The following is a 24,249-nucleotide window of genomic DNA, read 5'->3' on the forward strand; positions in this document are numbered from 1 at the left end:
ATCTTGGTGATATGACACTACCACGACGCCGTATGACTTTTTATTTACTCACATCATAGAGGCCTGAATATGGTTCAGATGTCCAGGCGCCAGTTCCTTCGGGTAACTGGCGCGACCATTGCTGGTTCCAGCCTCGCCCTGCTCGGTTTCGCACCGGGCCAGGCGATGGCGGAAGTGCGGCAATACAAGCTGTCTCGCACCACCGAGACACGCAATACCTGTCCCTACTGTTCGGTAGGATGTGGCGTCCTGCTGTATGGACTGGGCGACGGCGCGAAAAACGCCGTCTCCAGCATCATCCACGTGGAAGGCGATGCCGATCACCCGGTGAACCGCGGCACCTTGTGCCCGAAAGGCGCCAGCCTGGTCGACTTCATCCACAGCCCGAACCGCCTGAAAGTGCCCGAGTACCGCGCACCGGGCGGCACGGAATGGCAACCGATCTCCTGGGATGTGGCGCTCGACAAGATCGCGCGCCTGATGAAGGATGACCGCGACGCCAACCTGATCGAAAAGAATGCCGACGGCAAGACCGTCAACCGCTGGCTCTCCACCGGCATGCTGGCCGCGTCCGCCGGCAGCAATGAGGTCGGGTATCTGACCCACAAGACAGTGCGCAGCATGGGGATGCTGACCTTTGATAATCAGGCGCGTGTATGACACGGACCGACGGTGGCAGGTCTTGCCCCGACGTTTGGCCGTGGCGCGATGACGAATCATTGGGTCGATATCAAGAATGCCGATGTGATTTTGGTCATGGGCGGCAATGCAGCAGAAGCACATCCTTGCGGATTCAAATGGGTAACGGAAGCGAAGGCGCATAACAAGGCCAAGCTGATCGTTGTCGATCCGCGTTTTACCCGTACCGCATCCGTGGCAGATTACTACTGCGCCACGCGTACCGGCACGGACATCGTCTTCCTCGGCGCGATCATCAATTATCTGCTGACGAACGACAAGATCCAGCATGAGTACGTGCGCAACTACACGGACATGCCCTTCATCGTGCGCGAAGACTATGCGTTCGAGGACGGCCTGTTCTCGGGTTTCGACAAAGAAAAAGGCAAGTACACCAACAAGGCCACCTGGGATTACGAGATCGGCGAAGATGGCTATGCCAAGGTCGACCCGACCCTGGAACACCCGCGCTGCGTCTACCAGATGATGAAGAAGCACTACGCGCGCTACACGACCGAGATGGTCGAGCGCACGTGCGGCGTGTCGGCCGACAAGTTCCACAAGGTGGCGGAAGCCCTGGCTTCGACCGCCGTGCCGGGACGCGCCGGTACCATCCTGTACGCGCTGGGCTGGACGCACCACTCGACGGGCGCGCAAACCATCCGCACGGGCGCCATGGTGCAGTTGCTGCTGGGTAATATGGGTATCGCGGGCGGCGGCATGAACGCCTTGCGCGGCCACTCGAACATTCAGGGTCTGACCGATCTGGGCCTGATGTCGAACCTGTTGCCAGGCTACATGACCTTGCCGAACGAGTCCGAGCAGGATTTCGACGGCTATATCGCCGCGCGCGCCACCAAGCCGCTGCGGCCTAACCAGCTCAGCTACTGGAGCAATTACCGCAAATTCCACGTCAGCTTCATGAAGACGTGGTGGGGCGACTTTGCCACGGCGGAAAATAACTACGCCTTCGACTACCTGCCGAAACTCGACAAGCCGTATGACTTGATGCAAGCCATCGAGAACATGCACCAAGGCAAGATGACGGGCTATATCTGCCAGGGCTTCAATGTGCTGGCGTCCGCGCCGAACAAGCAGAAGGTCACGGAAGCGCTGTCGAAGCTGAAGTTCCTCGTCATCATGGATCCGCTGGCCGTGGAAACGGGCGAATTCTGGAAGGCGCACGGCCAGTACCACGAAGTCGATCCCACCAAGATCATGACGGAAGTGTTCCGCCTGCCGACCAGCTGCTTCGCCGAAGAGCGCGGTTCGCTGGTGAGCTCCTCGCGCGTGCTGCAGTGGCACTGGCAGGCGGCCGAACCGCCGGGCCAGGCGCGCAGCGACCTGGAGATCATGTCGGGCCTCTTCTTGCGCATGCGCAACATGTACAAGAAAGAGGGCGGCAAGTTCCCCGATCCTATCATCAACCTGACGTGGAATTATGCGCAGCCGCATAACCCGCAGCCGGAAGAAATCGCCCGCGAATTCAACGGCCGTGCGCTGGCCGACTTGTACGATCCGAAAGATCCGACCAAGCTGCTGGTGAAAAAAGGCGAGCAGCTGGCCTCGTTTGCGCAATTGCGCGACGACGGCACGACCACCAGCGGTTGCTGGATCTTCGCCGGCAGCTGGACGCAGGCGGGCAACCAGATGGGACGGCGCGACAATAGCGACCCGACCGGCATCGGCCAGACTCTGGGCTGGGCCTGGGCGTGGCCGGCGAACCGCCGCGTGCTGTACAACCGCGCTTCGTGCGACTTGAAGGGCAAGGCTTTCGACCCGACGCGCAAGTTGATCGAGTGGAATGGCACGAACTGGAGCGGGGCCGATATTCCCGACTTCAAGGTCGACGAACCGCCGGAAAACGGCATGGGTCCGTTCATCATGCTGGGCGAGGGCGTGGCGCGCTTCTTTGCGCGCGGCGCCATGGCCGAGGGGCCGTTCCCCGAGCATTACGAGCCGTTCGAAAATCCGCTGGGCTACAACCCCATGCATCCGAAAAACCCGCAAGCGACCAGCAATCCGGCCGCGCGCGTGTTCGCCGATGACCGGAAAATGTTCGGCACGCATGAGGAATACCCGCATGTGGCCACCAGCTACCGCCTGACCGAGCATTTCCATTACTGGACCAAGCATGCACGCCTGAATGCCATCATCCAGCCGCAGCAATTCGTCGAAATCGGCGAAGAACTGGCCAAGAGCATCGGCGTCGTTGCCGGCGGTGAAGTGCGTGTCAGTTCCAAGCGGGGACACATCATCGCCAAGGCCGTCGTCACCAAGCGCATCAAGGCTTTGATGATCGAGGGCAAGCCGGTGCACACCGTGGGCCTGCCGCTGCACTGGGGCTTTACGGGCGTGGCCAAGCCGGGGTATCTGATCAATACCCTGACGCCGGGCGTGGGGGATGCGAATTCGCAAACGCCGGAATTCAAGTCCTTCCTCGTGAAGGTGGAAAAAGCATGATGGGAGCTCAATAATGGCACTGCAATCCTTAGATATCCGGCGCCTGTCGGCTACCACGGTAACGCCACCGCAAGCACGCAGCCCGGTGACGGGCACCGTGGCCAAGCTGATCGATGTGTCGAAATGCATCGGCTGCAAGGCTTGCCAGACGGCGTGCATGGAATGGAACGACTTGCGCGATGAAGTCGGCGAAAACCATGGCACCTATGACAATCCGACGGATCTGACGCCGCAATCGTGGACGGTGATGCGTTTTGCCGAACACGAAAACAACGACGGCAACCTCGAGTGGCTGATCCGCAAGGATGGCTGCATGCACTGCGAGGACCCGGGCTGCCTGAAAGCCTGTCCGGCGCCGGGCGCCATCGTGCAATACACGAACGGCATCGTGGATTTCCATCAGGAAAACTGCATCGGCTGCGGCTATTGCGTGGCCGGCTGTCCTTTCGACGTGCCCCGCATTTCGAAAAAGGACGACCGCGCCTACAAGTGCACGCTCTGCTCGGACCGCGTCGCCGTGGGCCAGGAACCGGCTTGCGTGAAAACGTGCCCGACGGGCGCCATCGTCTTCGGCACCAAGGAAGACATGAAGGTGCATGCGGAAGAGCGCATCGTCGACCTGAAGTCGCGCGGTTTCGAGAATGCGGGCCTGTACGACCCGTTGGGCGTGGGCGGCACGCACGTGATGTACGTGCTGCACCATGCCGACAAGCCGAAGCTGTATTCGAACTTGCCGGAACGCCCGCGCATCAGCCCGATGGTGGGTTTCTGGAAGGGCTGGTCCAAGCCGCTCGCGGTGGCCGGCATGGCCGCCACGGCGCTGGCAGGCTTCTTCCATTACACGCGTGTCGGTCCGAACGAAGTGAGCAAGGACGAAGAGCACGAGGCGCTGGAAGAGGCCAAACGCATCCGGGAGGAAGACCATGAGCCACAGTGATCTGCATGATGGAAAGCTGCGTGACAAGGATGGCAACCCGCTGATCCAGCGCTACGACCCGAACGAGCGCACGAATCACTGGGTGACCGCCATCACCTTCGTCATGCTGGCCCTGTCAGGCCTGGCCATGTTCCATCCCTCGATGGCGTGGCTGGCCAACCTGTTCGGCGGCGGGCAATGGACGCGCATCCTGCATCCGTTTGCCGGCCTGGTGATGTTCGTCTCGTTCGCGATCCTGGTGGTGCGCTTCTGGCACCATAACAAGTTCGAGGACGGCGACAAGCAGTGGCTGAAACAGATGGACGACGTGCTCAACAACCGCGAAGAAAAGCTTCCGAAGATCGGCAAATACAATGCCGGCCAGAAGATCCTGTTCTTCGTGCTGCTGGCCTGCATGGCGGGATTGTTGCTGTCGGGCATCGTGATCTGGCGCGCGTACTTCGCGTTCTACTTCCCGATTCCCGTCATCCGCGCGGCCGCCTTGCTGCACGCCGTGTGCGCGTTCGGCATCATCTGCGCCATCATCGTGCACATCTATGCGGCCCTGTGGGTCAAGGGTTCGATCGGCGCCATGGTGCGCGGCACCGTCACCTACGGCTGGGCGCGCAAGCACCATCCGAAGTGGTTCGAGGCGGTGATGCGCAACGGCAAAGACTGACCGTTTTTTGCTTAATCAGCCCAAGTGCAAGAGCAGGGGTCAGACCCGCCGGGTCTGACCCCTGTTTTCCTTTGCGGCTTGCGATGACTGTATCGATTAAAATACTTTTACATCCCCTTTTTTGATGGGAACTCCATTGGTACAACGCATTCTTCAGCCAGGCGAAATCGAAGGCCTGGACCACAACGCGATTCCGCGCCTGCTGCTGCCGCAGCCTGACAGCCTGTTCAAGGCGCGCGCCTCGCGCCTGCGCGAACTGGCGCAGGGAAACATCAAGGGCATCCCCGTCGACGCGGGCATGCAGGGTTATCTGGTGCTGATGGCCGCGCTGGCCGACGCGCAGGCCGCCGTGGTGGGAAAACTGGCGCCCGGCGCCGTGCCTGCCGCCGACCCGGACGCGCTGCGCCGCGCGATGCAGCACCGCATGCCGGTGCTGCCCGTCAACGGCGCCCGCCCGCCCGTCTGGCGCGACATCTTCGCCAGCCTGCTCGATGAACTGGCCGCCACGGCGGCAAGCCAGCCGGCCCTGTCCGGCGGCCTGACGCAGGTGCTGGCCCAGCTGCGCGCGCTCGATGCGCCGGCGCTGGACGCCTGCGCCGACGCCGTACTCGATGAAAATGGCGATAACCTGAACCCCATGCATGCGCCGTTCGTCGCGGCCGCACTGCAAATTTTATGGTCGGTGTCGGCCAGCGAACTGCGCGCCGCGCGCGTGCCGGACCTGGAAACGGGCACCCTGTGCCCCGTCTGCGGTTCGCACCCCGTCGCCAGCGTGATCCGCATCGGCGGCGGGTCGCAGGGCTACCGCTATCTGCACTGCGGCATTTGCGAAAGCGAATGGCATATGGTGCGCGTGAAGTGTTCGACCTGCGAACAGAATGGCAAGATCGCTTACCAGGGCCTGGACGCGGCTGACGCGGCGCCGTTCGACCCCGTGACGGCAAAGGACGACAAATTGCCGAACAAGGCGAATGATCCGAAGAAGGTGGCGCGCGCGGAAACCTGCGACGATTGCCATACCTACCGCAAGGTCTTCAACCAGGAACACGATTACAACGTCGAGCCCCTGGCCGACGACCTGGCCAGCCTGATGCTCGACCTGCTGGTGGGCGAAGCGGGCTACCAGCGCGCCAGCGGCAATCCGCTGCTGTGGCTGGGGAAGGGCGACAGCAGCGAGGGCCAGCCAGCATGACGACGGGGCAAACCGTGCGCCTGCCATCGGTAGACCGTATCCTGGGCGACGCGGCTTGCCTGGCCCTGATTGCGCATTACGGTCGCGCGCAAACCCTGGCCTGCGCGCGCGCCGTGCTGGCCGAACTGCGCACGGCCATGCTGGCGGGCGCAGTCTGCGAAGAGGGCGCATCGATCGCCGCCATCGCCGCACAGATGGCCGAACGGCTGCAGGCGCAATCGCGCTCGCAGCTGCGCGCCGTCTTCAACCTGACGGGCACCGTGCTGCACACGAACCTGGGCCGCGCGCTGCTGCCCGACGCCGCCGTGCAAGCCGTGGTGGAAGCGTTGCAGTGGCCGATGAACCTGGAATTCGACCTGGAGACGGGCAAGCGGGGCGACCGCGACGACCTGGTCGAGGAACTGCTGCGCGAATTGACAGGGGCCGAAGCGGCCACCATCGTCAACAACAATGCGGCCGCCGTGCTGCTGATGTTGAACACCCTGGCGCAGGGCAAGGAGGTGGTGGTGTCGCGTGGGGAGCTGGTGGAAATCGGCGGCGCCTTCCGCATCCCCGACGTGATGACGCGCGCGGGCGCCGTGCTGCGCGAAGTGGGCAGCACCAACCGCACCCACCTGGCCGATTACGCGAATGGCGTGAATGCAGATACGGCCCTCTTGATGAAGGTCCATTGCAGCAATTACGCGATTACCGGCTTCACGAAAAGCGTGGAGCTCGACGAACTGGTGCCGCTGGCGGCACAACACGGCGTGCCGACGGCCGTGGACTTGGGCAGCGGCACCCTGGTTGACCTGGCGCAATACGGTCTGCCCCATGAAACGACGGTGCGCGAAACCATAGCAGCGGGCGCCGACCTGGTCACCTTCAGCGGCGACAAACTGCTGGGCGGTCCGCAATGCGGCGTCATCGTCGGGCGCGCCGACCTGATCGCGAAGATCAAGCGCAATCCCTTGAAACGTGCACTGCGCGTGGGCAAACTGACCTTGGCCGCCTTGGCGCCCGTGCTGCGGCTGTACCGCGCGCCGGACTTGCTGGCCGAACGGCTGACCACTTTGCGCTTGCTGACGCGTCCCGCCGCCGCCATGCGCGCGCAGGCGGAGATACTGCAGCCGCTGCTGCAAGGGGCGCTGGGCGCCGCGTACGCAGTCACGGCCGAAGCCATGACCAGCCAGATCGGCAGCGGCGCCTTGCCCGTCGACCAGCTGCCCAGCTTTGGCCTGGCCATCCGCAGCACGCCAGGCTCGCGTCTGAGCAATCCCCTGGGCGCGCTGGAGCAGCGGCTGCGCGCCTTGCCGTGCCCCGTGATCGGGCGCATCGGGCAAGACACCCTGTGGCTCGATTTGCGCTGCCTGGAAGCGGCGCACGAGACGGCCTTCATCGCGCAGCTCGCCGAGTTGTCCGCATGATCGTCGGCACCGCGGGCCATATCGACCATGGCAAGACGACGCTCACGCGCGCGCTGACGGGCGTGCACACGGACCGCCTGAAGGAAGAGCAGGCGCGCGGCATCTCGATCGAACTCGGCTACGCCTACCTGCCGCTGGCAGACGGCACGGTGCTGGGCGTGATCGACGTGCCGGGCCACGAAAAATTCATCCGCACCATGGCTTCCGGCGTGACGGGCATCGATTTCGCCCTGCTCGTGGTGGCGGCCGACGACGGTATCATGCCGCAGACGCACGAGCACCTGGCCATCTTGCAGCTGCTGGGCGTGACGCGCGGCGCCGTGGCGCTGACGAAGGTCGACCGCGCCGACAGCGCCCGCGTGGCGCAGGTGGAAGCGGACATCGAGGCGCTGCTGGCCGGCACGCCGCTGGCGGGCAGCCCGATTTTCCCCACTGCCGCCAATCGCGACGGCGATGCCGGCGTGGCCGCCCTGCTGGCGCACCTGACGCAGGTGGCGCGCAGCTTGCCGCAACGCGACGAGCGGCGCTTGTTCCGCCTCGGCGTGGACCGCGTGTTCACCTTGTCGGGGCAGGGCACCATCGTCACCGGCACGGCGCTGGCGGGATGCGCGCGCGTGGGCGACATGCTGCAGCTGGCGCCCGGCGGCGGGCCAGCGCGGGTGCGCAGCATCCATGCGCAGAACCGCGCCGCCGAGACGGGCACGGCGGGCCAGCGCCTGGCGCTGAACCTGGCCGGCATCGACCGCGAGCGCATCGAGCGGGGCAACTGGATCGTCGCGCCCGAGCTGGCGCAGTGTTCCGAACGCCTCGACGTGGAACTGACCCTGCTGCCCGACGCGGGCGTGCAACTGAAAGCCTGGTCGCCGCTGCACGTGCACCTGGGCGCGGCGCACCAGCTGGCGCGCGCCGTCATGCTTGATGGCGAGACCCTGTCGCCGGGGCAGACGGGCAGAGTACAGCTGGTGTTCGATGCGCCCATGCACGGCGTGCCGGGCGACCGCTTCGTCGTGCGCAATGCGCAAGCGACGCAGACGGTGGGCGGCGGCATGGTGCTCGATCCGTTCGGCCCCGCGCGCAAGCGGCGCAGCCCGGCCCGGCTGGCGTGGCTCGATGCGCTGGCCGCGTTCGTCGCGCACGGCGACTATGCGGCCCTGCTGGCGCAAAGCCCGCTGGGGCTGCGTGTATCGCTGCTGGTGCGCCTATCCCTGCTGCCGGCGGGAGCCCTCGCGCTGCCGCCCGACACGCGGCGCATCGCCCTGCGCGCCGGCGACGCCCTGCTGCTGGCACCGCCGGCGTTGCTGGCGCTGGAAACGCGCGTGCTTGCAGCCCTGGACGTCTTCCACGCGCGCGCACCCGACGAGGCCGGACCGGAACTGTGGCGCCTGAAACGCATCGTCGACGCCGAGATGGAAGACGCCTTGTGGAGCCACCTGGTCGAAGGCTTGCTGGCGCGCGGCGAGATCCTGGCGCGCGGCGCCAGCCTGCACTTGCCGACGCACAGCGTGGAGCTGACGCCGCAGGAGCAGGCCATGGCCGAACCCTTGCTGGCCGCCCTGGAGCAGGGGCGTGCCGATCCGCCTTGGACGCGCGACCTGGCGCGCGGCTTCGGCCTGGCCGAGGATGAAACGCGCCGGCTGTTGCGCAAACTGGCCAAGGCAGGGCAGATCAGCCAGGTCGTGCACGACCTGTTTTATCACCAGGCGGCGCTGGCCGAACTGGCGCAACTGGTGCGGCAACTGGCGCACAAGGCGGAAGAGGATGCAGGCTTGCCAGCCGGCAATGGCGCCGTGGGCGCGGCCACGTTCCGCGACGCCAGCGGCCTGGGCCGCAAGCGGGCGATCCAGGTCTTGGAATTCTTTGACCGCGTCGGTTATACTCGCCGTGTTGGCAATGGGCATCTATTGCGCCCGCAAGCGCTGTGGTCCTACACCGCGGCCTTGCCCAACAGCTAAGTACTAGCTCAGGCACCGCGGAAAGCACACTCATCCGGTGATGTGGCCGGGCTTCAAACCCGGTGGAGGGCGTCAGACGTTCTCCCGTAGGTTCGACTCCTACTGTTTTCCGCCAGTTATTCTTCCTTCCCCCTGCACGGTGATCGCCCCGGCGTTGGCGTGTTGTCACGTTGCGGTAAATAAATGGTGTTATTGATAATATGCAACGATGCCAGGGTGAGCCGATGGTAACATCGGCTTGTATCCCCTGTGGCAGATGAAAGCAAGCATGAAACAAGCAAGCATGGCGTGGCTGCTGGCAGTGGCGCTGCTGATGCCGGCGCTGGCCGCGGCGGTGGATGTGCGCATCGTCGGCGAGCATTTGCCGCCGTCGAGCATGATGGAAGGCAATGTCGTCGTCGGACGTGAAACGCTCAAGGTGCGCGACATCATGGCGCGCGCCGGTCTTTCCTACAGCATCGAGCTGCTGCCGTGGAAGCGCGCGTATGCGCAGGCGCTGCGCGAAGCCGACACCTGCATCTTTTCCACCAGCCGCACGCAGGAGCGCGAAGCGCAATTTCGCTGGATCGGGCCCCTGAATGAAGCGGAATGGATACTCTACGGCCTGGCCGAACGGCATTTGGCGCTGCGCACGCTCGATGATGCGCGCGGCCTGGTGATCGGCACGGTGCTGGGCGACGCGCGCGACGATTTCCTGCGCCAGCGCGGCCTGAACGTGGCGCCCGTGACGCAGGAGTGGCTCAATCCGCAAAAGCTGCTGCTGGGGCGCATCGACCTGTGGGCCGTCGGCATGGCCGTGGGCAGCAAGCCGTTTGCGGGCAAGGCGTGGGAGCACAAGGTGGTGCCGCTGCTGACGTTCAACCGCGTGCAGACTTACCTCGCCTGCAACAGGCAGTTGCCCGAGGCGCAGGCCTTGGCCATGCAGCGGGCGGCGGCGGCCATGCGCCGCGACGGCAGCATGGCGCGCGAACATATCCGCTAAGGTCCGCTTCAGCTTTCCAGCCACTGGCGCACGCAGTTGCGCCCCTCGCGCTTGGCCTGGTACAGGGCCTGGTCCGCGTGGCTGTAGGCCGTTTCGAAGGCCGTGCCGGCGCGGTTCCAGCTCAGGCCCACGCTGACGGTGATGGCGCGCGTGATGGGCGCCGCATGGCGCTGGCGGCCGACGCTCTCGCAGATGCGCTGCGCCACCTGCGCCGCGTCGTCGCGCGAGGAAGTGGGCCAGACCACGGAAAACTCTTCGCCGCCGACCCGGCCGATGGCCGTTTCCTGTCCCAGCAGTGCCTTCAGGCAGTCCACCACTGCCTGGATCACGCCGTCGCCGGCCGGGTGGCCGAAGTCGTCGTTGACCTGCTTGAACAGGTCGATATCGAGCACGATCAGCGCCATGTCGCCCTGCGCCAGGCAGCGCGAGGCGTGGTCGATCACGGCGCCGCGGTTCAGGGCGCCCGTTAGCGGGTCGTGCGTGGCGCGGTATTCGAGCTGGCCGGCCAGCGTCTGCAACTGGCGGTTCAGCAGATGCATGTCGCGCTCGGCGCGGTCGCTGCGGCCGATCAGGCGCCGCGTCTCGCGCATCAGCCGTTCGTAGTGGAGGATCAGTTCACCGAGCACGCGCCGCTGCGCCTCGCCGCTGGCGTGAGTATCGGCGTGCATGCGGCGCGCGGCGGCCAGCGCCGCCGCTTCCACGGTGAACAGGTCCGGTTCCAGGCCGGACTCGGAGAGGGCGGCGCGCATGCCCTAGTTGCCCTGCACGGGATGGTCGTGGAAATCGAGCGCCGTAAAGTCCTGTTGCAACTCCTGGCCGAATTCCAGGATGGTGTCGTCGTCCTCGTCGTGATACCAGTTCAGGCGCACCTGGTTGCCGTCGATGGCCGCCTGGTTCAGGGTGTCGAACAGGGTAAACAGCATCTTCGTGCTGGAGCTGTTGAAGTAGGCCAGCGAGACGTTGACGGTGATGGCGCTCTCGCGGCAGCCTTCCAGGTAGGCGCGCACGGCGGCGATCAGCGGGCCATAGAAGGCGGCCGCATTTTCCGGATACGACTCGCCCTTGATCGACAGGGTGTGCTGCTCGAAACGGAAGTCGATTTCGGGCGAACTCGGGGTCGCGGCGATGAACAGTGGTGACGGTAATTGCATATGCTTTCCTGAGTCGGCTCTTTCAAATGATGGCTTTGATGCAGAAGATGGTGTGGCCAGGCTCCTGTGGATCCTGGACGAATTCGAATTCCAGCGGTTCGCTGGCGTCGCGCGCCATGGTCAGAAAACCCAGGCCCGCGCCCTTGCTGTCGGCCGGCGCTTCCTCGCGCAGGGCCTTCTTGTAGGCCAGGCGGATTTCTTCCATCGTCATGGTGTGCAGCGGTTCCAGCCGGGCGCGGATCTGCGCCACGTTGTCCGTCGAGACGGGGTTGGCGCACAGGAGGAAAAAGCTGTCGCCGCGCGTGCCGATGCAGAAGGAGCCGCGCCGCATCTGCTGGTCCAGCTGTGCATCGGGCGTCAGGCTGTCGGCGGAATAGTGCATGATGTTTTGCGACATCTCGATGAACGAGGAAAAGATGCGCCGCCGCGTGGGCCCGGCCGCGCCGGCCGTGTCCAGGCGCGCCTTGATGGTTTCGGAAATGGCGCTGACCACGTGCTGCGAGAAATAGCCCACGTAAAAAAAGATGATGTTGCGCTTGCGCGCCACATCCCAAAACTCGTTGAATTCTTCGTACAGCACGTCCGTGCTCCTGGCTAGCCGGTGACCCGGTTTCTTGTTGATAAGGTGGCTCGATGGCGCCCAACTACAGGCGAAAACAGAAAAAGGTCAGGTCGTCGCGTCGCGGCTGCTTGCCTTGCCATGCCGCGCTGTCCTGCAGCAGCGCCGCCGCCACGTCGCCGGCGGGCGCATCGCGCTGCGCCAGCAGCTGTTCGCGCATGCGCCGCTTGCCGTAGGCGATGTCGCGCGCGCCGCCGATCTGGTCGAGCAGGCCGTCGGTGGTGAGGAACAGCAGGCTGCCGGCGGGAATGTCCAGCGTCTCGTTGTGCCAGCAGTAGCCGGCCGGCGTGTCGACATAGCCCACGCCCATGCGCGCGCCATCGATGGCGCGCACGGCCTCTTCGCCCGGCGCGACCACGTGCAGCGCCAGTTTCGCCCCCGCGAAACGCAGGCTGGCGCCGGCCGTGTCGTAGCACAGGAAGGCGCAATCCATGCCGTCGTTCGAGCCGGCGTGGCCCGTGGCTTCGCCGCTGCTGGCGCCGTCCTGGCCCAGCAGGGTCTTGATGGCGCGGCTGACGGCGCCGATCAGGGCGGCCGGATCGTGCGGCCCCAGCTCGCGCAAGGCCTGGCTCAGGGCCGACGAGGCGATCAGGGTCATGAAGGCGCCCGGCACGCCGTGCCCCGTGCAGTCGGCGATGGCGGCAAACCAGCCGCCAGCGTGGCGCTCGAAAAAGTAAAAATCGCCGCCGACCACGTCGCGCGGCTGCCATTCCAGGTGCGCGTCGGGCAGGGTGGCGCGCAGTTCCGCATCCGAGGTGCGCAGCAGCGCGCGCTGGATCACGCTGGCGTAATCGATGCTGTGCATGATTTGCCGGTTTTTTTCCGCCTGCATGGTGGCGACCACGTTCATCAGCTGCAAGCCGAAGCCTACGCCGGCCAGCGCGCCATCCTCGGTGATGATGAAGCCGTCGGCCAGCGCCTTCTCGCCCGCTTCCACGGCGCGGAAGGTGAGGTCTTCGATGCTCATGGCGCCATCGACGATCAGCGGCTCCTTGTCCATGAAGGCGATGCAGCTTTTCTTGCCGTACACCTCGTGATAAAAGGGCTTGGACATCTGCGACATGAAGATATTGCGGCTGATCAAGCCGATGGGCTTCTGCTGCTCCGTGACGGGCAGGCTCATCATGTCGCGCCGTTCCGTGAACAGTTCCAGCACGGCGAAATTGCTGGCGTCGGCCTGCACGGATTCCGTGGGAATGCACAGATCAAACGCCACGGACGTGCGATAACGGGGAAGATGCAATCGAGAAGCGTTGAACTCCACAGCGGCTACCTTTACATGACGATCGGACCCTTGTTGTCGCGACGGCAAGGCGACTGACAAACAGGCAATATCATCATGGTAGCCTTGGAATATGACGGCTTGATTACCAGCTTGTCAAAACCGTATGCAAGATGGCTGCATGGCAAGCAACTTACAGGCGCCGGGCCAGTGCCTGTGCCTGGGCCAGCCAGCGCGCGCGCTGCGGCTCGGTGGAATCGAGGAGGGGGCCGAAGCTGGCTACCCTGACGGGTTTGATGCCGCAAAATTCCAGCGTCGTCTTGCGCAACTGGTGGATGCCGGGCATGCGGTAGACCCAGCGGAAATACCAGGGCGGCGTATCCATCGTCACCAGCAGCTGCGCCGTGCGGCCCTTCAGCAATTGCGCCGGGAAGGCCTTGCCGGGGCGGTACTTGAAAGCGTAGCCGGGCAGAAAGACGCGGTCGACGAAGCCTTTCAGCAGGGCTGGCGCGCCGCCCCACCAGATCGGGTAGGCGAACACCAGGTGTTCGGCCCAGCTGATGGCTTCCTGCGCGGCCAGCAAGTCCGCTTCCAGCGGCTGCACCTGGCGGTAGCCTTCGTGCAGGATGGGATCGAAGTCCAGCTGGCCCAGGCGCAGCTCGCGCACGGTGTGGCCCGCGCTGCGGGCCGTGGCGGCATAGGCTTCGGCCAGGGCGGCGCAAAAGCTGTCGCCCGACGGGTGGCCGAGGAGTATCAAAATGCGCTTGGGTGTCGTCTTGGTCATGGTGCAGGCTGTCCGTTAAAGAAGAGCTTGCATGCTAAAGCCTGCCCCTGAGGGCAGAGTCAAGCGGCCGCTTGAAGGTATTGGTGCGCCAGGCAGTCGTGGATTTCCGTGTCGATGTCGGCCAGTTGCGCGTCGAGCTGGCGCAGGCGGGCGATATCCTGCTGTATCTGCGTGCGCTTGGCGGCGATGTGCTGCGACAGGGCGGCCCAGTCCGTATCGTCGCCGGCCAGGATGGGCAGCAATTCGGCCAGGCGGAAGCCCAGCGCCTGCGCCTGGCGTATGAGTTTGACTTGCGCCAGGTCTTGCTGCGTGTAGACGCGGTAGGCGCCGGCGCGGCGCACGTCGCCCAGCAAGCCCAGCGCTTCATAGTGGCGCAAGGCCTTGGGCGAGGTGCCCGCCAGGCGGGCGATTTCTCCGATGTACATGGGTGATCCTTTCTCAAGCTTGAGCGAATCTTACCGTATGGCAGCGGCGCCCAAACGGCCCAGGCATCCTCAGGCCCGGCGCGGCGGCACTTTCTTTGCCGTGCACTCGGCGCAGGTGCCGTACAGCGACAGCGCGTGCTCGTGCAGCACGAAGCCCCGCTCGGCGGCGATCTCGTTCTGGCGCAGTTCGATGCCTTCGTCGACGAATTCATCGACCTTGCCGCAACCCGTGCAGACCAGGTGGTCGTGGTGCTGGCCTTCGTTCAGTTCGAAGACGGCGTGGCCCGATTCGAAATGCCGGCGAAACAGGATGCCCGCTTCGGCAAACTGCATCAGCACGCGGTAGATGGTGGCCAGGCCCACGTCGATCTTTTCAGCCAGCAAGAGTTTGTAGACATCGTCCGCACTCAGGTGCTTGATCGTGCCTTCTTGAAACAGCTGCAGAATCCGCAAGCGGGGGATGGTCACTTTCAAGCCCGATTCACGCAGTTCCCTCAATATATCCATGTCTCCCATTCCTTTTTGTAGTCGCCCTAGCGAGGTATTGCATTATATCGCAAATGATAATCATTACCATTCTCATGTGTGTGCTGTAAATAGTATGCCGCGGGGGCGGGCGGCAATCCAGTGACATCGGCGCAAGTGGCGCTTGCGTGGCAGGCAACTGATGCCGGCAGTATTGGTTGCTGCTGAAAAGTGGCGGTCGAATCGCTATACTGTGCAGCAAGAAATAACAATGGAGGGAGCATGGACCGATTTGATGCGATGCGCATCTTTACGCGCATCGTCGAACTGCGCAGTTTTACGCAGGCGGCGCATGACCTCGGCTATCCGAAGGCCACCGTCACGCATGCGATCAAGCAGCTGGAAGCGCGGCTGCGCGTGCGCCTGCTGCAGCGGACCACGCGGCAAGTGACGCCCACGCCCGATGGCGACGCGTATTACCAGCGCTGCGTGCGCCTGCTGGCGGACCTGGAAGAAACGGAAGCCGTGTTCAGTTCGGCGGCGCAGCAGCCGGCCGGCAAGCTGCGCATCGACTTGCACGCGACCCTGGCCATGCACTTCGTCATGCCCGTGCTGGACCGGTTCTGCGCCCGCTATCCGCTGATCGAACTGGAAATCGGCATGGGCGACCGCCTCGTCGACCTGGTGCGCGAAGGCGTCGATTGCGTGCTGCGCGTGGGCGAACTGGGCGACTCGTCGATGGTGGCGCGCCGCGTGGCGCTGCTGGAACAGGTGACGTGCGCCAGCCCCGCCTACTTGGCCGCGCACGGCACGCCGGAGCATCTGGCGCAGCTGGATGGCCACCGCGCCGTCAATTTCTTTTCCGCCCAGACGGGCAAGGTCTGGCCCTTCGATTTCAAGGTGGAAGGCCAACGCCGCAGCGTGGCCTTGCCGGGCACCGTGTCCGTCAACAATGCCGACGCGTATCACGCCTGCTGCCGCGCGGGCATGGGCTTGATCCAGGCGCCCCGTTATCACCTGGAGCGGGCGCTGGCGGCCGGCGAACTGGTGGAAGTGCTGCGGGACTGGCGGCCCGACCCGCTGCCCGTGTCCGTGCTGTATCCCCACCACCGGCAATTGTCGCCGCGCGTGCGCGTGTTTGCCGACTGGGTCGCCAGCCTGTTTGCCGACGTGCATTGATGCGCTGCAATGCGGCAATTTTTGACCTGGGCAAAGGAAAAAATCCCTCTGGTGATGCCATATAGCACTATTTGATGTGGATCAAAGTTTTTGTTGCACTGCACTCTTAGACTTCGCAGCGTTACTTAACGACAGAGGAAAACATAATGAAAACGTCCGCAACTGCAGCAGCAATCGTCCTGGCCGCCATCGGCGCATTCGCCGGCAACGCAATGGCACAGGAAAGCCCATGGCTGGTCCGTGCGCGCGCCGTGCATATCGATCCGGCCGATAAATCGACTCCTGTTGGTGGCGTCGGCGCATCGGACCGCTTGACGGTCAGCAGCAAGACGATTCCTGAAATCGATATTTCGTACTTTTTCACCCCGAATATCGCTGCCGAGCTGATCCTGACCTACCCGCAAAAGCATGACGTCAAGCTCGATGGCGGCCAAGTCGGCACCTTCAAGCACCTGCCGCCGACCCTGTCGCTGCAATACCACTTCATGCCTGAAAAACAGTTCAGCCCTTACGTGGGTGCCGGCGTGAATTACACGAATATCTCGGGTGTCAAACTGCCCGGCCTGCGCCTGGAACACGACAGCTGGGGCTTCGCGCTGCAAGCCGGTGTCGACTACAAACTGGACAAGAACTGGTCCTTGAACTTCGACATCAAGAAAGTGCAGATCCGCAGCGACGTACTGACCGCTGCTGGCGGCAAGGTCAGCGAAGTCAAGATCGACCCTGTCCTGATCGGCGTAGGCGTCGGTTACCGCTTCTAAGCAGTGATGGCGCCCGGGTGGCGCGCAGAATAAAAAAAGACGGCCAGGTGTGAACCTGGCCGTCTTTTTGTGTGCAGCGCCTTACTTTCGCCTTATTTTTTCAGCGTCTTTTCCAGCGCCAGCTGGTAATCCGTCTTTTCGTAGCCGGCCAAATACTTGTTCGTCGCGTCGAGGAAGGCGCGCGAGCGGTAGGCCGCTTCCAGGTCCTTGACCCATGGCTTGGCCTTGTCGGCCGTGCGGATGGCCACCAGGTTGATGTAGCTGTCCGAAATCTTTTCCACGCTCAGGGCCGACGTCAGCTTCATGCCGGCGGCCAGGGCGAAGTTACCGTTCACGAAAGCGTAGTCGGCGTCGGCCAGCGAACGTGGCAGCTGCGCCGCTTCCAGCGGCACCAGTTTCAGCTTCTTCGGGTTTTCCAGCACGTCGCGCTCGGACGCGCGCAGCGGGTCGACGTTCGGTTTCAGCTTGATCCAGCCCATCTTGGCCAGCATCACCAGCGCGCGTGCCTGGTTGGTCGGGTCGTTCGGCATGGTGATGGTGGCGCCGTTCTTGACTTCCGCCAGCGTTTTCTGCTTGCCGCCGTACAGGCCGATCGGCATGGTCGGCACGGTGATCAATGAGCTCAGTGGCAGCTTGTTATCGGTGGCGAACTTGGTCAGGTAGACGATGTGCTGGAACACGTTGGCGTCCAGCGAGCCTTCGGCCAGCGCGTAGTTCGGCTGCACGTAGTCGTTGAATTCCACGATCTTGACCTTGTAGCCCTGTTTTTCCAGGATAGGCTTGATGCCCAGCTTCAGCTGGTCCGAATACGGACCGGAGCTGGTGCCGATGACGAGTTCTTTCGGGTCCTTGGCGTGGGCGGCGGTGGCGAAGGCCAGGCTGGCAGCGGCCAGGAGCAGGTTGCGGCGAATGTGGTTCATGCTTTTCCTTGTACTGAAATACTGAATATGAATTAACGTTTGTCGAGGCGCTTGGCGATGCGCGTGCCGGCGAACTGGATGGTTTGCACCAGCACGATCAGGATGGCCACGGTGGCGACCATGATGTCCGTCTCGAAGCGGTAGTAGCCGTAGCGGATGGCCAGGTCGCCGATACCGCCGCCGCCCACCACGCCGGCCACGGCCGAATACGACAGGAAGCTGATCGACAGCACGGTCAGGGCCAGCACCAGGCCGGAGCGCGCTTCCACCAGCAGCACGCGGAAGATGATCTGCATTTCCGACGCGCCCATGGCGTGCGCCGCCTCGATCACGCCGCGCGGCACTTCGCGCAGGTTCTGTTCCACCAGGCGCGCCAGGTAGGGAATGGCGGCGAACGACAGCGGCACGCTGGCCGCCAGCGGGCCGATCGAGGTGCCCGCGATGATGCGCGTAAACGGCGTCAGGGCGACCAGCAGGATGATGAAGGGGAAGCTGCGCACGGTATTGACCAGCCAGCCGAGGATCGTCGACAGCGGACGGTTTTCCAGCGACTGGCCTTCCGAGACGAGGAACAGCAAGATGCCCAGCGGGCCGCCGATCAGGATGGCGGCCGTCAAGCCGATGCCCAGCATGGTCATGGTCTGGCCCAGCGCCACCCAGATTTCCGGCAGCAGGTTGATGACGTTATTGATCGATTCTTCAAACATGTGTTGCATCCTTCCATGCGGTGGCTTCAAACGCCTCGGTGCCGTAGTAAGCCAGCTCGCGTCCCAGCGCCGTCTTGCGCGGGGTGGCCGTGTCGCTCAAATCGAATTGTTCGGCGATGGCGCCGCTTTCCACGACGGCGACCCGGTTGCAGATGGCGCCCAGCACCGACAGCTCATGGCTGACGATGACGATGGTCACGCCCAGGCGCGCATTGATATCGCGCAAGGTATCGAGCAGGGCGCGCGTCGTTTCCGCGTCCAGCGCGGACGTCGGTTCGTCGCACAGCAGCACGTCGGGGTGGCTGGCCAGGGCGCGGGCAATCGCCACGCGCTGTTTCTGCCCGCCCGACAATTGCGCCGGATAGCTGTGCAGCTTGTCGGACAGGCCCACCAGCGCCAGGCATTCCTCGACGCGGGCGGCGATCTGCTCGCCCTTGGTGGTGCCATGGATTTTCAGGGGGAAGGCGACGTTGTCGAACACGCTGGTGTTTTGCAGCAGGTTGAATTGCTGGAAAATCATGCCGATATTCTGGCGCGCGTCGCGCAAGTCGCCCTTGCTCAAGCTGGTCAATTCGCGCCCGGCGACCGTGATGCTGCCGCTGTCGGGACGCTCGAGCAGGTTAATCAGGCGCAGCAAGGTCGATTTGCCGGCGCCGCTCTTGCCGATCAGGCCGAAAATATCACCGGGATAGACTTCCAGCGTGACCGATTTGACCGCGTGGAATTGTTCGCCCTTGGGCAGCGCGAAGGTCTTGTTTGCGCCATCGATGCGAATCACCGGCGTACGGTGTGGTGTGGTCATGCAGTGTTTCCTTTTTTATTGGACCGTGACAGGCGCGCTTGCAGGGGCCAAATCGCCCAGCCTGTTACGTCGGTTGCGTAGTATACCTCCGATCGTGTTATTACTCCTACGACAGAATCTTGCTTTGAATATGCAAATAATGTCTATATGGGTGTTTGGCGAGAGTAAAAGCGGTTTTTACGCGATCAGCCGATGGAAAATTCGACGGGAATCGATAATTCCAGCGGCTCCGGCCGTTCCTTGGGAATGCGCGGCAGTGGCGCCGCCCGTTGCAAAGTGTCGAGCGCGGCCTGATCCAGCGCTGCGGAACCGGAACTGCGCTCAATGGCGGCCGCCAGCACCTGCCCGTCGCGGTCGATGCGGCAGCGCAGGTACACCACGCCCTGTTCCTGCTTCGCGCGCGACGCCGTCGGATAGCGGCGGAAGCGCTCCATGCGCGCCAAAACCTTGCCTTCCCAGCTCGATACGCCGCTGCGCAGCTCCTGCGGCGCGGGCGGCAGGGCGGGCGAGGGAGGCGCCGCCGCGACGGATGCCGTGGCCACCGGTGCCGGCGTGACGGGGGCAGGGCGCACCTCGGCGACGGCCGCGACGGCCTCGGCTTGCGGCGGCATGGGCGCGGCATCCGGCTGCGGCGGCACGAATTGCGGCAGGGCTGGCGCTGCTTTTTTGGCAAGGGCGCGCGACGGCGCGGCCGCGGCGCTGGCCTGTTCAGCAAGATTCTGCTCCAGCGGGCGGGGCGGGGCGGCGGCCGGCAGGAACAGCAGCATGGCCGGCTGCGCGGAGTCGGGCGCGATGGCCAGCACGGGCGCTGCCGGCGCGCGGTGGTACACGGCCCATCCCAGCAGGGCGCCATGCATGGCGAAGACCGTGGCGATGGTCAGCGGCTTGTGCCAGTCCGCCGGCGGCGTCTTTTCCGGCACCGGCCCTTCCGGGCGGCGCAGCAGATAGATGATGACGGCGATTTCCATCGTTGCCACGAGGGCGATGACCCACCAGGGCGGATGGCCGAGCCACATGGCGACAAAGCCGATGGCCATGCCCAGGCAAGCGAGGACCTTGCCGCGCCGCGACACGGCGCGGTGTTCGCGCCACTGGCGCAGCGGCGCGCCGAAGCGCGGGTGGTGCAGCAGCCAGTGTTCCAGGCGTGGAGAGGCGCGGCTGAAGCAGGCCAGCGCCAGGATCAGGAAGATCGTTGTCGGCATGACGGGCAGCAGGGCGCCGATCACGCCCAGCGCCACCATCAGCATGCCGGCGGCCGTCCAGGCCCAGCGGCGCAGCCGTGCCGTATGCGCTTCCGCGCCGGCCTGGATTACTGGCTCTTCCATCAGGCGCAAGCCTCCACGTGGCCATGCATGCGCAGGAAGGCGGCGCGCGCGCCGTCGATTACGCGCGCTTCACCGGCGGCGTCAAGGACGGCCGTATCGAGCACGGACGTAAAATCGCGCCAGTGGCGCGCGCGTCCGTCCGGATGGCCGGCCAGGTGGCGCGCGCCGTGATGCTCGTCCAGGCCGATCTTGCCGGCCAGCTTATACAGGATGGCCGCGCCCAGCTTCGAGCCTTCGCTCACGTACAGCCAGCCCAGCGCCGTGGCCAGGTCCAGTTGCGCGTCGAACGGCGGCGTGGCCGCATCGGCCGGCAGGACGGTGCCCAGGTCGCTCAGGTCGGCCGCGATGCTGGCGTAGCGGCGGCGCTGTTCCAGGTCCGGCAGCAGGGCGGCCAGCTGCGCGTTGTCGTACAGCGCGTCGACATCGCGCAGGAACGCGTACTGCGCCTGCAGGAAGCGCGCGTAATTGTCGCGGCTGGAAAACGGCGCGCTGGCCATGATGCGCTGGTCCAGCAAGTCGTGGGTGGCCATGGTGTCGGCTTTCAGGCGCTGGCTGCGGCTAGGGGCCGCGTTAATCGGAACGGTGTTCAAGGTGCTGCTGGTATCGCTTGCTGCATGCATGGAGTATCTGCTCTCTATTATAAGGATGAATCAAATCAGAAACGAACGCCAAGCGTGACGCGCGCCGTGCGGCCCGGCCCCGGCATCAGGCTCAGGGTCAGCGGATCGAGGTAGTAACGGTCCGTCAGGTTGTCCACCGCCACGTCGACGGTGGCGTTGGGCGTGATCTTGTAGCTGGCGAACAGGTCGGCCAGGGTGTAGGCCTGCGTCAGCACCTGCGGCGAGGTGCCCGTCCACGACTGCCACACGGCCTTGTCGTCCTGGCGCGCCAGCGGATGGCCGACGTGCGTCAGGCGCGTGCCGACGGTGAGTTTTTCCTGCAGCCAGCGCGTGCCCAGGGTCAGGTTGGCGCTCAGCTTGGGCTGGATATGGTTGCTCACGTAGGAACTGGAAAAGCCGATGGGCGAGCAGTCGGGCGTGTTCCAGATATCCGATTCCCACTTGCTGGCCTTGCGCAAATAGGCCGCCGTGGCCGCGTCGCAGATCAGGGTCTTGCGGTTCCAGGTGCCGGAAAAATCGGCGAACACGCTACCCTGGTCATATGACGACTGCAGTTCGATGCCCGAGACGCTGTATTTGTCCGTGTTCGCCATCGAGAAATTCTGTGCGTAGGCCGGCAAGTCGGGAATCGGACGGCGCGTGATGTAGCCGTGCGTGACGTTGTCGAAGTAGGAGATGCGCAGGCGCAGCTTGTCGGCGGCGCTCCATACGCCATCCTTGACCACGCTCACGCCCACTTCGCGGTTGTGGCTGCGCTCGGCGTTCAAGGGCGACGAATACGTGGCCGAGAAGCCCATCGTCGATTCGTACAGGCTGGGCATGCGCAAGCCGCGCGCATCGCGCAGGAACAGGCTGACGCTGTCGGACAGGCGCGCCGTCAGGGCAAACGTGGGCGCAAAACCGTGGTCCTTGCGGCGGATCGGCGTGCTGTACTTGAACAGGCCGGGAATGGCGTCGCGGTAGACATAGCCATTGCCGCTCCACTGGTCCACCTGCGAGACGTCCAGCGGCGCAGGCTCGGTGCCGTAGTTTTCCACCATGCCGCCCACCAGCGCGGGATTGGTGGCGGGCGTGAACCGGCCCTGCGCATCCTGGTACCACTTCGCCGCGCCGATCTGATCGCCGTCCTTGTCCCACATGGTGACCCATTGCCAGCCTTGCGGATGGTATTGCTGCTCGGCGCGGCGGTTGCGGTCGCGCGTATCGAAGCGCTGGAAGCGTCCGCCCGCCTCGACACTCAGCCAGTCGCGCGCCTGCCACTGCAGCGAGGCGAAGGCGCTTTGCTCGTGGCGCTTGCCGTTGCGCAGCGTGTGATTGGCGTTCAAGTCTTCATCGAGGATGCGCACGTTGTCGGCCGGGCCGATATCTTCATTTTGCAAGGACAGGCCGTAATCGAGCTTGAGCGCACCCATGCCGGTGGCGAAGCGCGAGGTATTCGTCAGGTCCGCGCCGACGCGGCGCGCCTGGTTCTTTGCCAGGTACAGCACTTCCACGCATTCCTTGCATTCGTGGTCGCCCGGATTGGTCTTGCCTTCCAGCGGATTGCTGAAGATATCGCCGTTGCGCGACTTGCTCTGCATGTCCGTCAGCCACAGGTTGGCCTTCAGGTCGATCAGGTTCTGGCCTTCCGGCTTCCATTCGTAGCGCGCCGTCAGCGCGTTCGTGCGCACCTGGCTGGGGTCCCATTGCGGGATGCTGCCGGTGCTGTTGCGGTAGATTTGCGAGGGCATGATTTCGCCATAGCTGCTGTCGAAATAGCGGTAGCCCAGCTCCAGCTTCTGTTCGTGCGGCAGGCGCAGGTTGGCTTTCAGCAGAGCCGAGGTGGTGCGGTTGGCCGTGTTCAGCACTTCATCGCCTTTCTTGAAGAACTGCGTCACGCCATCGTCGCCACCCCATGCATTGGGCAACTGATAGCGTTCGAAACCGCGCGTGCCGGAAAAGTAGTTGCCGATGCTGCGCTGGCTGATGGCGGCCACCAGGTCGTAGTCGTCCTGGCGCGTGGCCACGGCGATGCTGCCAAAGCCGCTGCGCGGGTTGCCCAGCTTGTTGCGGTGCGTGCGCGGCGCGCTGCCGAAATCGTCCGGCGCCGAGACGCTGTTGTCCTGGATGCCGCCGCGCAGGCGCACGCCCGTGCGCTGGCCCGGTCGCAGGATGTCTTCCGGGCGCAGAGTCTGCATGCTGACCATGCCGCCGATGGCGCCCGCGCCTTGCGCCGACAGGTTCGGCCCCTTGTCGATGCGGATGGCGCTGATCAGGTCAGGGTCGATGTAGCTGCGGTCGGCGATGCCCGCGTAACCGCGGTAGACGGTGGATGATTGCAGGCTGCCGTCGATCAGCACGGGCACGCGACCCTGGCCCTGCATGCCGCGCACGTTGACGTCGACGGCGCCGCTGTTGCGGCTGTCTCCCACCTGCACGCCGGCTACGCCCTTGAAGATGTCGGCCGGCGAGGTGCCGCGGAAGCGTTCGATCTGTTCGCGCCCGATGTAGGCGGAGGAGGCGGACGTGACGTAGGGCAGGTCGGCCGGGTCCGTGTCGTCCGGCTCGAACGTGCCGCTGCCGCCCTGGCCATTCACGCGCAGGGTGCCGATCTGCACGGCGCCTGCGGCGACGGGGGCGGGCGCGCTGATGATGATGGTCGTGCCGCCTTGCAGCTGCGCCTGCAGGCCGCTGCCGGCCAGCAGCTGGCGCAGCGCCTCGGGCAGCGAATGGCGGCCTTGCAGCGGTGCGCTTTGCCGTCCCTGCGTCAGGCGCGCGTCGGCCAGCAGCACCATGCCGGCCTGGCGCGCCAGTTCGTTCAGCGCGCGGTTCAAGGGCTGCGCGGGGATGTGCCATTCGACCTGCGCCACCGGCGCGGCGGCGGCATGCACGGCGGGCGTGGCGAAGGCCAGGCCGATGGCCAGGAAGAGGGGAGACAGGCGGGCGTGCAAGGGATGGCGCGGTGGAGTCATATGCATGTTTTTCCTATGGTGATGTGGTGATCCTTCATAGTTAAAACGAA

At 64.5% G+C, this 24,249-nt stretch carries 22 protein-coding genes, 1 tRNA gene and 1 pseudogene; 10 read left to right on the plus strand and 14 right to left on the minus strand.

The features are described from left to right. Nucleotides 1-69: 69 nt before the first annotated feature. The 8 genes from fdnG to OX460_RS00675 all read left to right on the plus strand — a co-directional run bounded on the left by fdnG (nt 70) and on the right by OX460_RS00675 (nt 10,268). A complete protein-coding gene (gene fdnG / locus OX460_RS00640; protein ID WP_289897282.1) occupies nt 70-3,141 on the plus strand; it encodes a formate dehydrogenase-N subunit alpha in 3,072 nt (1,023 codons plus the stop codon). Between the two features lie 13 nt (nt 3,142-3,154). After that, complete coding sequence (gene fdxH, locus OX460_RS00645; protein ID WP_034779207.1) at nt 3,155-4,078, plus strand: formate dehydrogenase subunit beta; 924 nt, start codon at nt 3,155-3,157, stop codon at nt 4,076-4,078. Then, nucleotides 4,065-4,736, plus strand: coding sequence for a formate dehydrogenase subunit gamma (locus OX460_RS00650; protein WP_099667273.1), 672 nt, complete (start codon nt 4,065-4,067; stop codon nt 4,734-4,736). Before fdxH ends, OX460_RS00650 begins: the two co-directional genes overlap by 14 nt. 124 nt (nt 4,737-4,860) lie before the next feature. Then, nucleotides 4,861-5,928 (plus strand): formate dehydrogenase accessory protein FdhE, encoded by a 1,068-nt coding sequence (gene fdhE, locus OX460_RS00655; protein WP_251348077.1) that lies wholly within the window; start codon nt 4,861-4,863, stop codon nt 5,926-5,928. Continuing rightward, nucleotides 5,925-7,334, plus strand: coding sequence for an L-seryl-tRNA(Sec) selenium transferase (gene selA / locus OX460_RS00660; protein ID WP_289897283.1), 1,410 nt, complete (start codon nt 5,925-5,927; stop codon nt 7,332-7,334). Before fdhE ends, selA begins: the two co-directional genes overlap by 4 nt. Next, nucleotides 7,331-9,286: a selenocysteine-specific translation elongation factor gene (gene selB / locus OX460_RS00665; RefSeq protein ID WP_289897284.1), complete on the plus strand. Its 1,956-nt coding sequence runs from the start codon at nt 7,331-7,333 to the stop codon at nt 9,284-9,286. The genes selA and selB overlap by 4 nt, the downstream gene beginning before the upstream one ends. Before the next feature lie 19 nt (nt 9,287-9,305). Continuing rightward, nucleotides 9,306-9,401 (plus strand) — tRNA-Sec (locus tag OX460_RS00670). Between the two features lie 153 nt (nt 9,402-9,554). Beyond that, nucleotides 9,555-10,268 (plus strand): transporter substrate-binding domain-containing protein, encoded by a 714-nt coding sequence (locus tag OX460_RS00675; protein WP_289897285.1) that lies wholly within the window; start codon nt 9,555-9,557, stop codon nt 10,266-10,268. 8 nt (nt 10,269-10,276) lie between these two features. On the opposite strand, the gene OX460_RS00680 is transcribed toward OX460_RS00675, so the two are convergent. From OX460_RS00680 to fur, 7 genes are all read right to left on the minus strand, one after another. Next, the gene (locus tag OX460_RS00680) at nt 10,277-11,017 is read right to left on the minus strand and encodes a GGDEF domain-containing protein (RefSeq protein WP_289897286.1); all 741 of its coding nucleotides are present in this window, start codon (nt 11,015-11,017) and stop codon (nt 10,277-10,279) included. Between the two features lie 3 nt (nt 11,018-11,020). Beyond that, nucleotides 11,021-11,419 carry a DUF1987 domain-containing protein gene (locus OX460_RS00685; protein ID WP_152251098.1) on the minus strand — a complete coding sequence of 133 codons (399 nt, stop codon included), beginning with the start codon at nt 11,417-11,419 and terminating at the stop codon, nt 11,021-11,023. A gap of 22 nt (nt 11,420-11,441) precedes the next feature. After that, the gene (locus tag OX460_RS00690; protein ID WP_071076508.1) at nt 11,442-11,999 is read right to left on the minus strand and encodes a SiaB family protein kinase; all 558 of its coding nucleotides are present in this window, start codon (nt 11,997-11,999) and stop codon (nt 11,442-11,444) included. A 64-nt stretch (nt 12,000-12,063) separates the two neighbouring features. Next, on the minus strand, nt 12,064-13,221 hold the full coding sequence (locus tag OX460_RS00695; RefSeq protein ID WP_289898397.1) for a SpoIIE family protein phosphatase: 1,158 nt from the start codon (nt 13,219-13,221) through the stop codon (nt 12,064-12,066). A gap of 232 nt (nt 13,222-13,453) precedes the next feature. Continuing rightward, nucleotides 13,454-14,044, minus strand: a complete 591-nt coding sequence (locus tag OX460_RS00700) for an NAD(P)H-dependent oxidoreductase (RefSeq protein ID WP_289897287.1) — start codon at nt 14,042-14,044, stop codon at nt 13,454-13,456. Nucleotides 14,045-14,103: 59 nt separating this feature from the next. Continuing rightward, nucleotides 14,104-14,469 (minus strand): MerR family transcriptional regulator, encoded by a 366-nt coding sequence (locus OX460_RS00705; RefSeq protein WP_099667280.1) that lies wholly within the window; start codon nt 14,467-14,469, stop codon nt 14,104-14,106. A 69-nt stretch (nt 14,470-14,538) separates the two neighbouring features. Further along, on the minus strand, nt 14,539-14,976 hold the full coding sequence (fur, locus tag OX460_RS00710; protein ID WP_099667281.1) for a ferric iron uptake transcriptional regulator: 438 nt from the start codon (nt 14,974-14,976) through the stop codon (nt 14,539-14,541). A gap of 240 nt (nt 14,977-15,216) precedes the next feature. On the opposite strand from fur, the gene OX460_RS00715 reads away from it, so the two are divergent. Next, nucleotides 15,217-16,113 (plus strand): LysR family transcriptional regulator, encoded by an 897-nt coding sequence (locus OX460_RS00715; RefSeq protein ID WP_099667282.1) that lies wholly within the window; start codon nt 15,217-15,219, stop codon nt 16,111-16,113. Between the two features lie 146 nt (nt 16,114-16,259). After that, nucleotides 16,260-16,874: an OmpW family outer membrane protein gene (locus OX460_RS00720; protein WP_289897288.1), complete on the plus strand. Its 615-nt coding sequence runs from the start codon at nt 16,260-16,262 to the stop codon at nt 16,872-16,874. A gap of 92 nt (nt 16,875-16,966) precedes the next feature. Here the strand turns inward: OX460_RS00720 and OX460_RS00725 are convergent, their stop codons facing one another. From OX460_RS00725 to OX460_RS00755, 7 genes and pseudogenes are all read right to left on the minus strand, one after another. Then, nucleotides 16,967-17,794: a MetQ/NlpA family ABC transporter substrate-binding protein gene (locus tag OX460_RS00725; RefSeq protein WP_099667284.1), complete on the minus strand. Its 828-nt coding sequence runs from the start codon at nt 17,792-17,794 to the stop codon at nt 16,967-16,969. Between the two features lie 32 nt (nt 17,795-17,826). Further along, nucleotides 17,827-18,501 carry a methionine ABC transporter permease gene (locus tag OX460_RS00730; RefSeq protein ID WP_046683994.1) on the minus strand — a complete coding sequence of 225 codons (675 nt, stop codon included), beginning with the start codon at nt 18,499-18,501 and terminating at the stop codon, nt 17,827-17,829. Then, nucleotides 18,494-19,303 (minus strand): methionine ABC transporter ATP-binding protein, encoded by an 810-nt coding sequence (locus OX460_RS00735; RefSeq protein WP_289897289.1) that lies wholly within the window; start codon nt 19,301-19,303, stop codon nt 18,494-18,496. Before OX460_RS00735 ends, OX460_RS00730 begins: the two co-directional genes overlap by 8 nt. 185 nt (nt 19,304-19,488) lie before the next feature. After that, a complete protein-coding gene (locus tag OX460_RS28495; protein WP_354669658.1) occupies nt 19,489-20,160 on the minus strand; it encodes a TonB family protein in 672 nt (223 codons plus the stop codon). 36 nt (nt 20,161-20,196) lie between these two features. After that, a pseudogene (locus OX460_RS00745) lies at nt 20,197-20,628 on the minus strand (YbaN family protein); the annotation flags it as partial. Beyond that, entirely contained in the window at nt 20,628-21,248 is a 621-nt protein-coding gene (locus OX460_RS00750; RefSeq protein WP_251348083.1) for a biliverdin-producing heme oxygenase, read from the minus strand. The gene OX460_RS00750 and the pseudogene OX460_RS00745, both read right to left, overlap by 1 nt. A 35-nt stretch (nt 21,249-21,283) precedes the next feature. Then, nucleotides 21,284-24,205 carry a TonB-dependent receptor gene (locus OX460_RS00755; RefSeq protein WP_289897290.1) on the minus strand — a complete coding sequence of 974 codons (2,922 nt, stop codon included), beginning with the start codon at nt 24,203-24,205 and terminating at the stop codon, nt 21,284-21,286. Nucleotides 24,206-24,249: the final 44 nt, after the last annotated feature.

This window comes from Janthinobacterium sp. SUN033, assembly GCF_030397595.1.
Taxonomy (GTDB): domain Bacteria; phylum Pseudomonadota; class Gammaproteobacteria; order Burkholderiales; family Burkholderiaceae_D; genus Janthinobacterium; species Janthinobacterium kumbetense.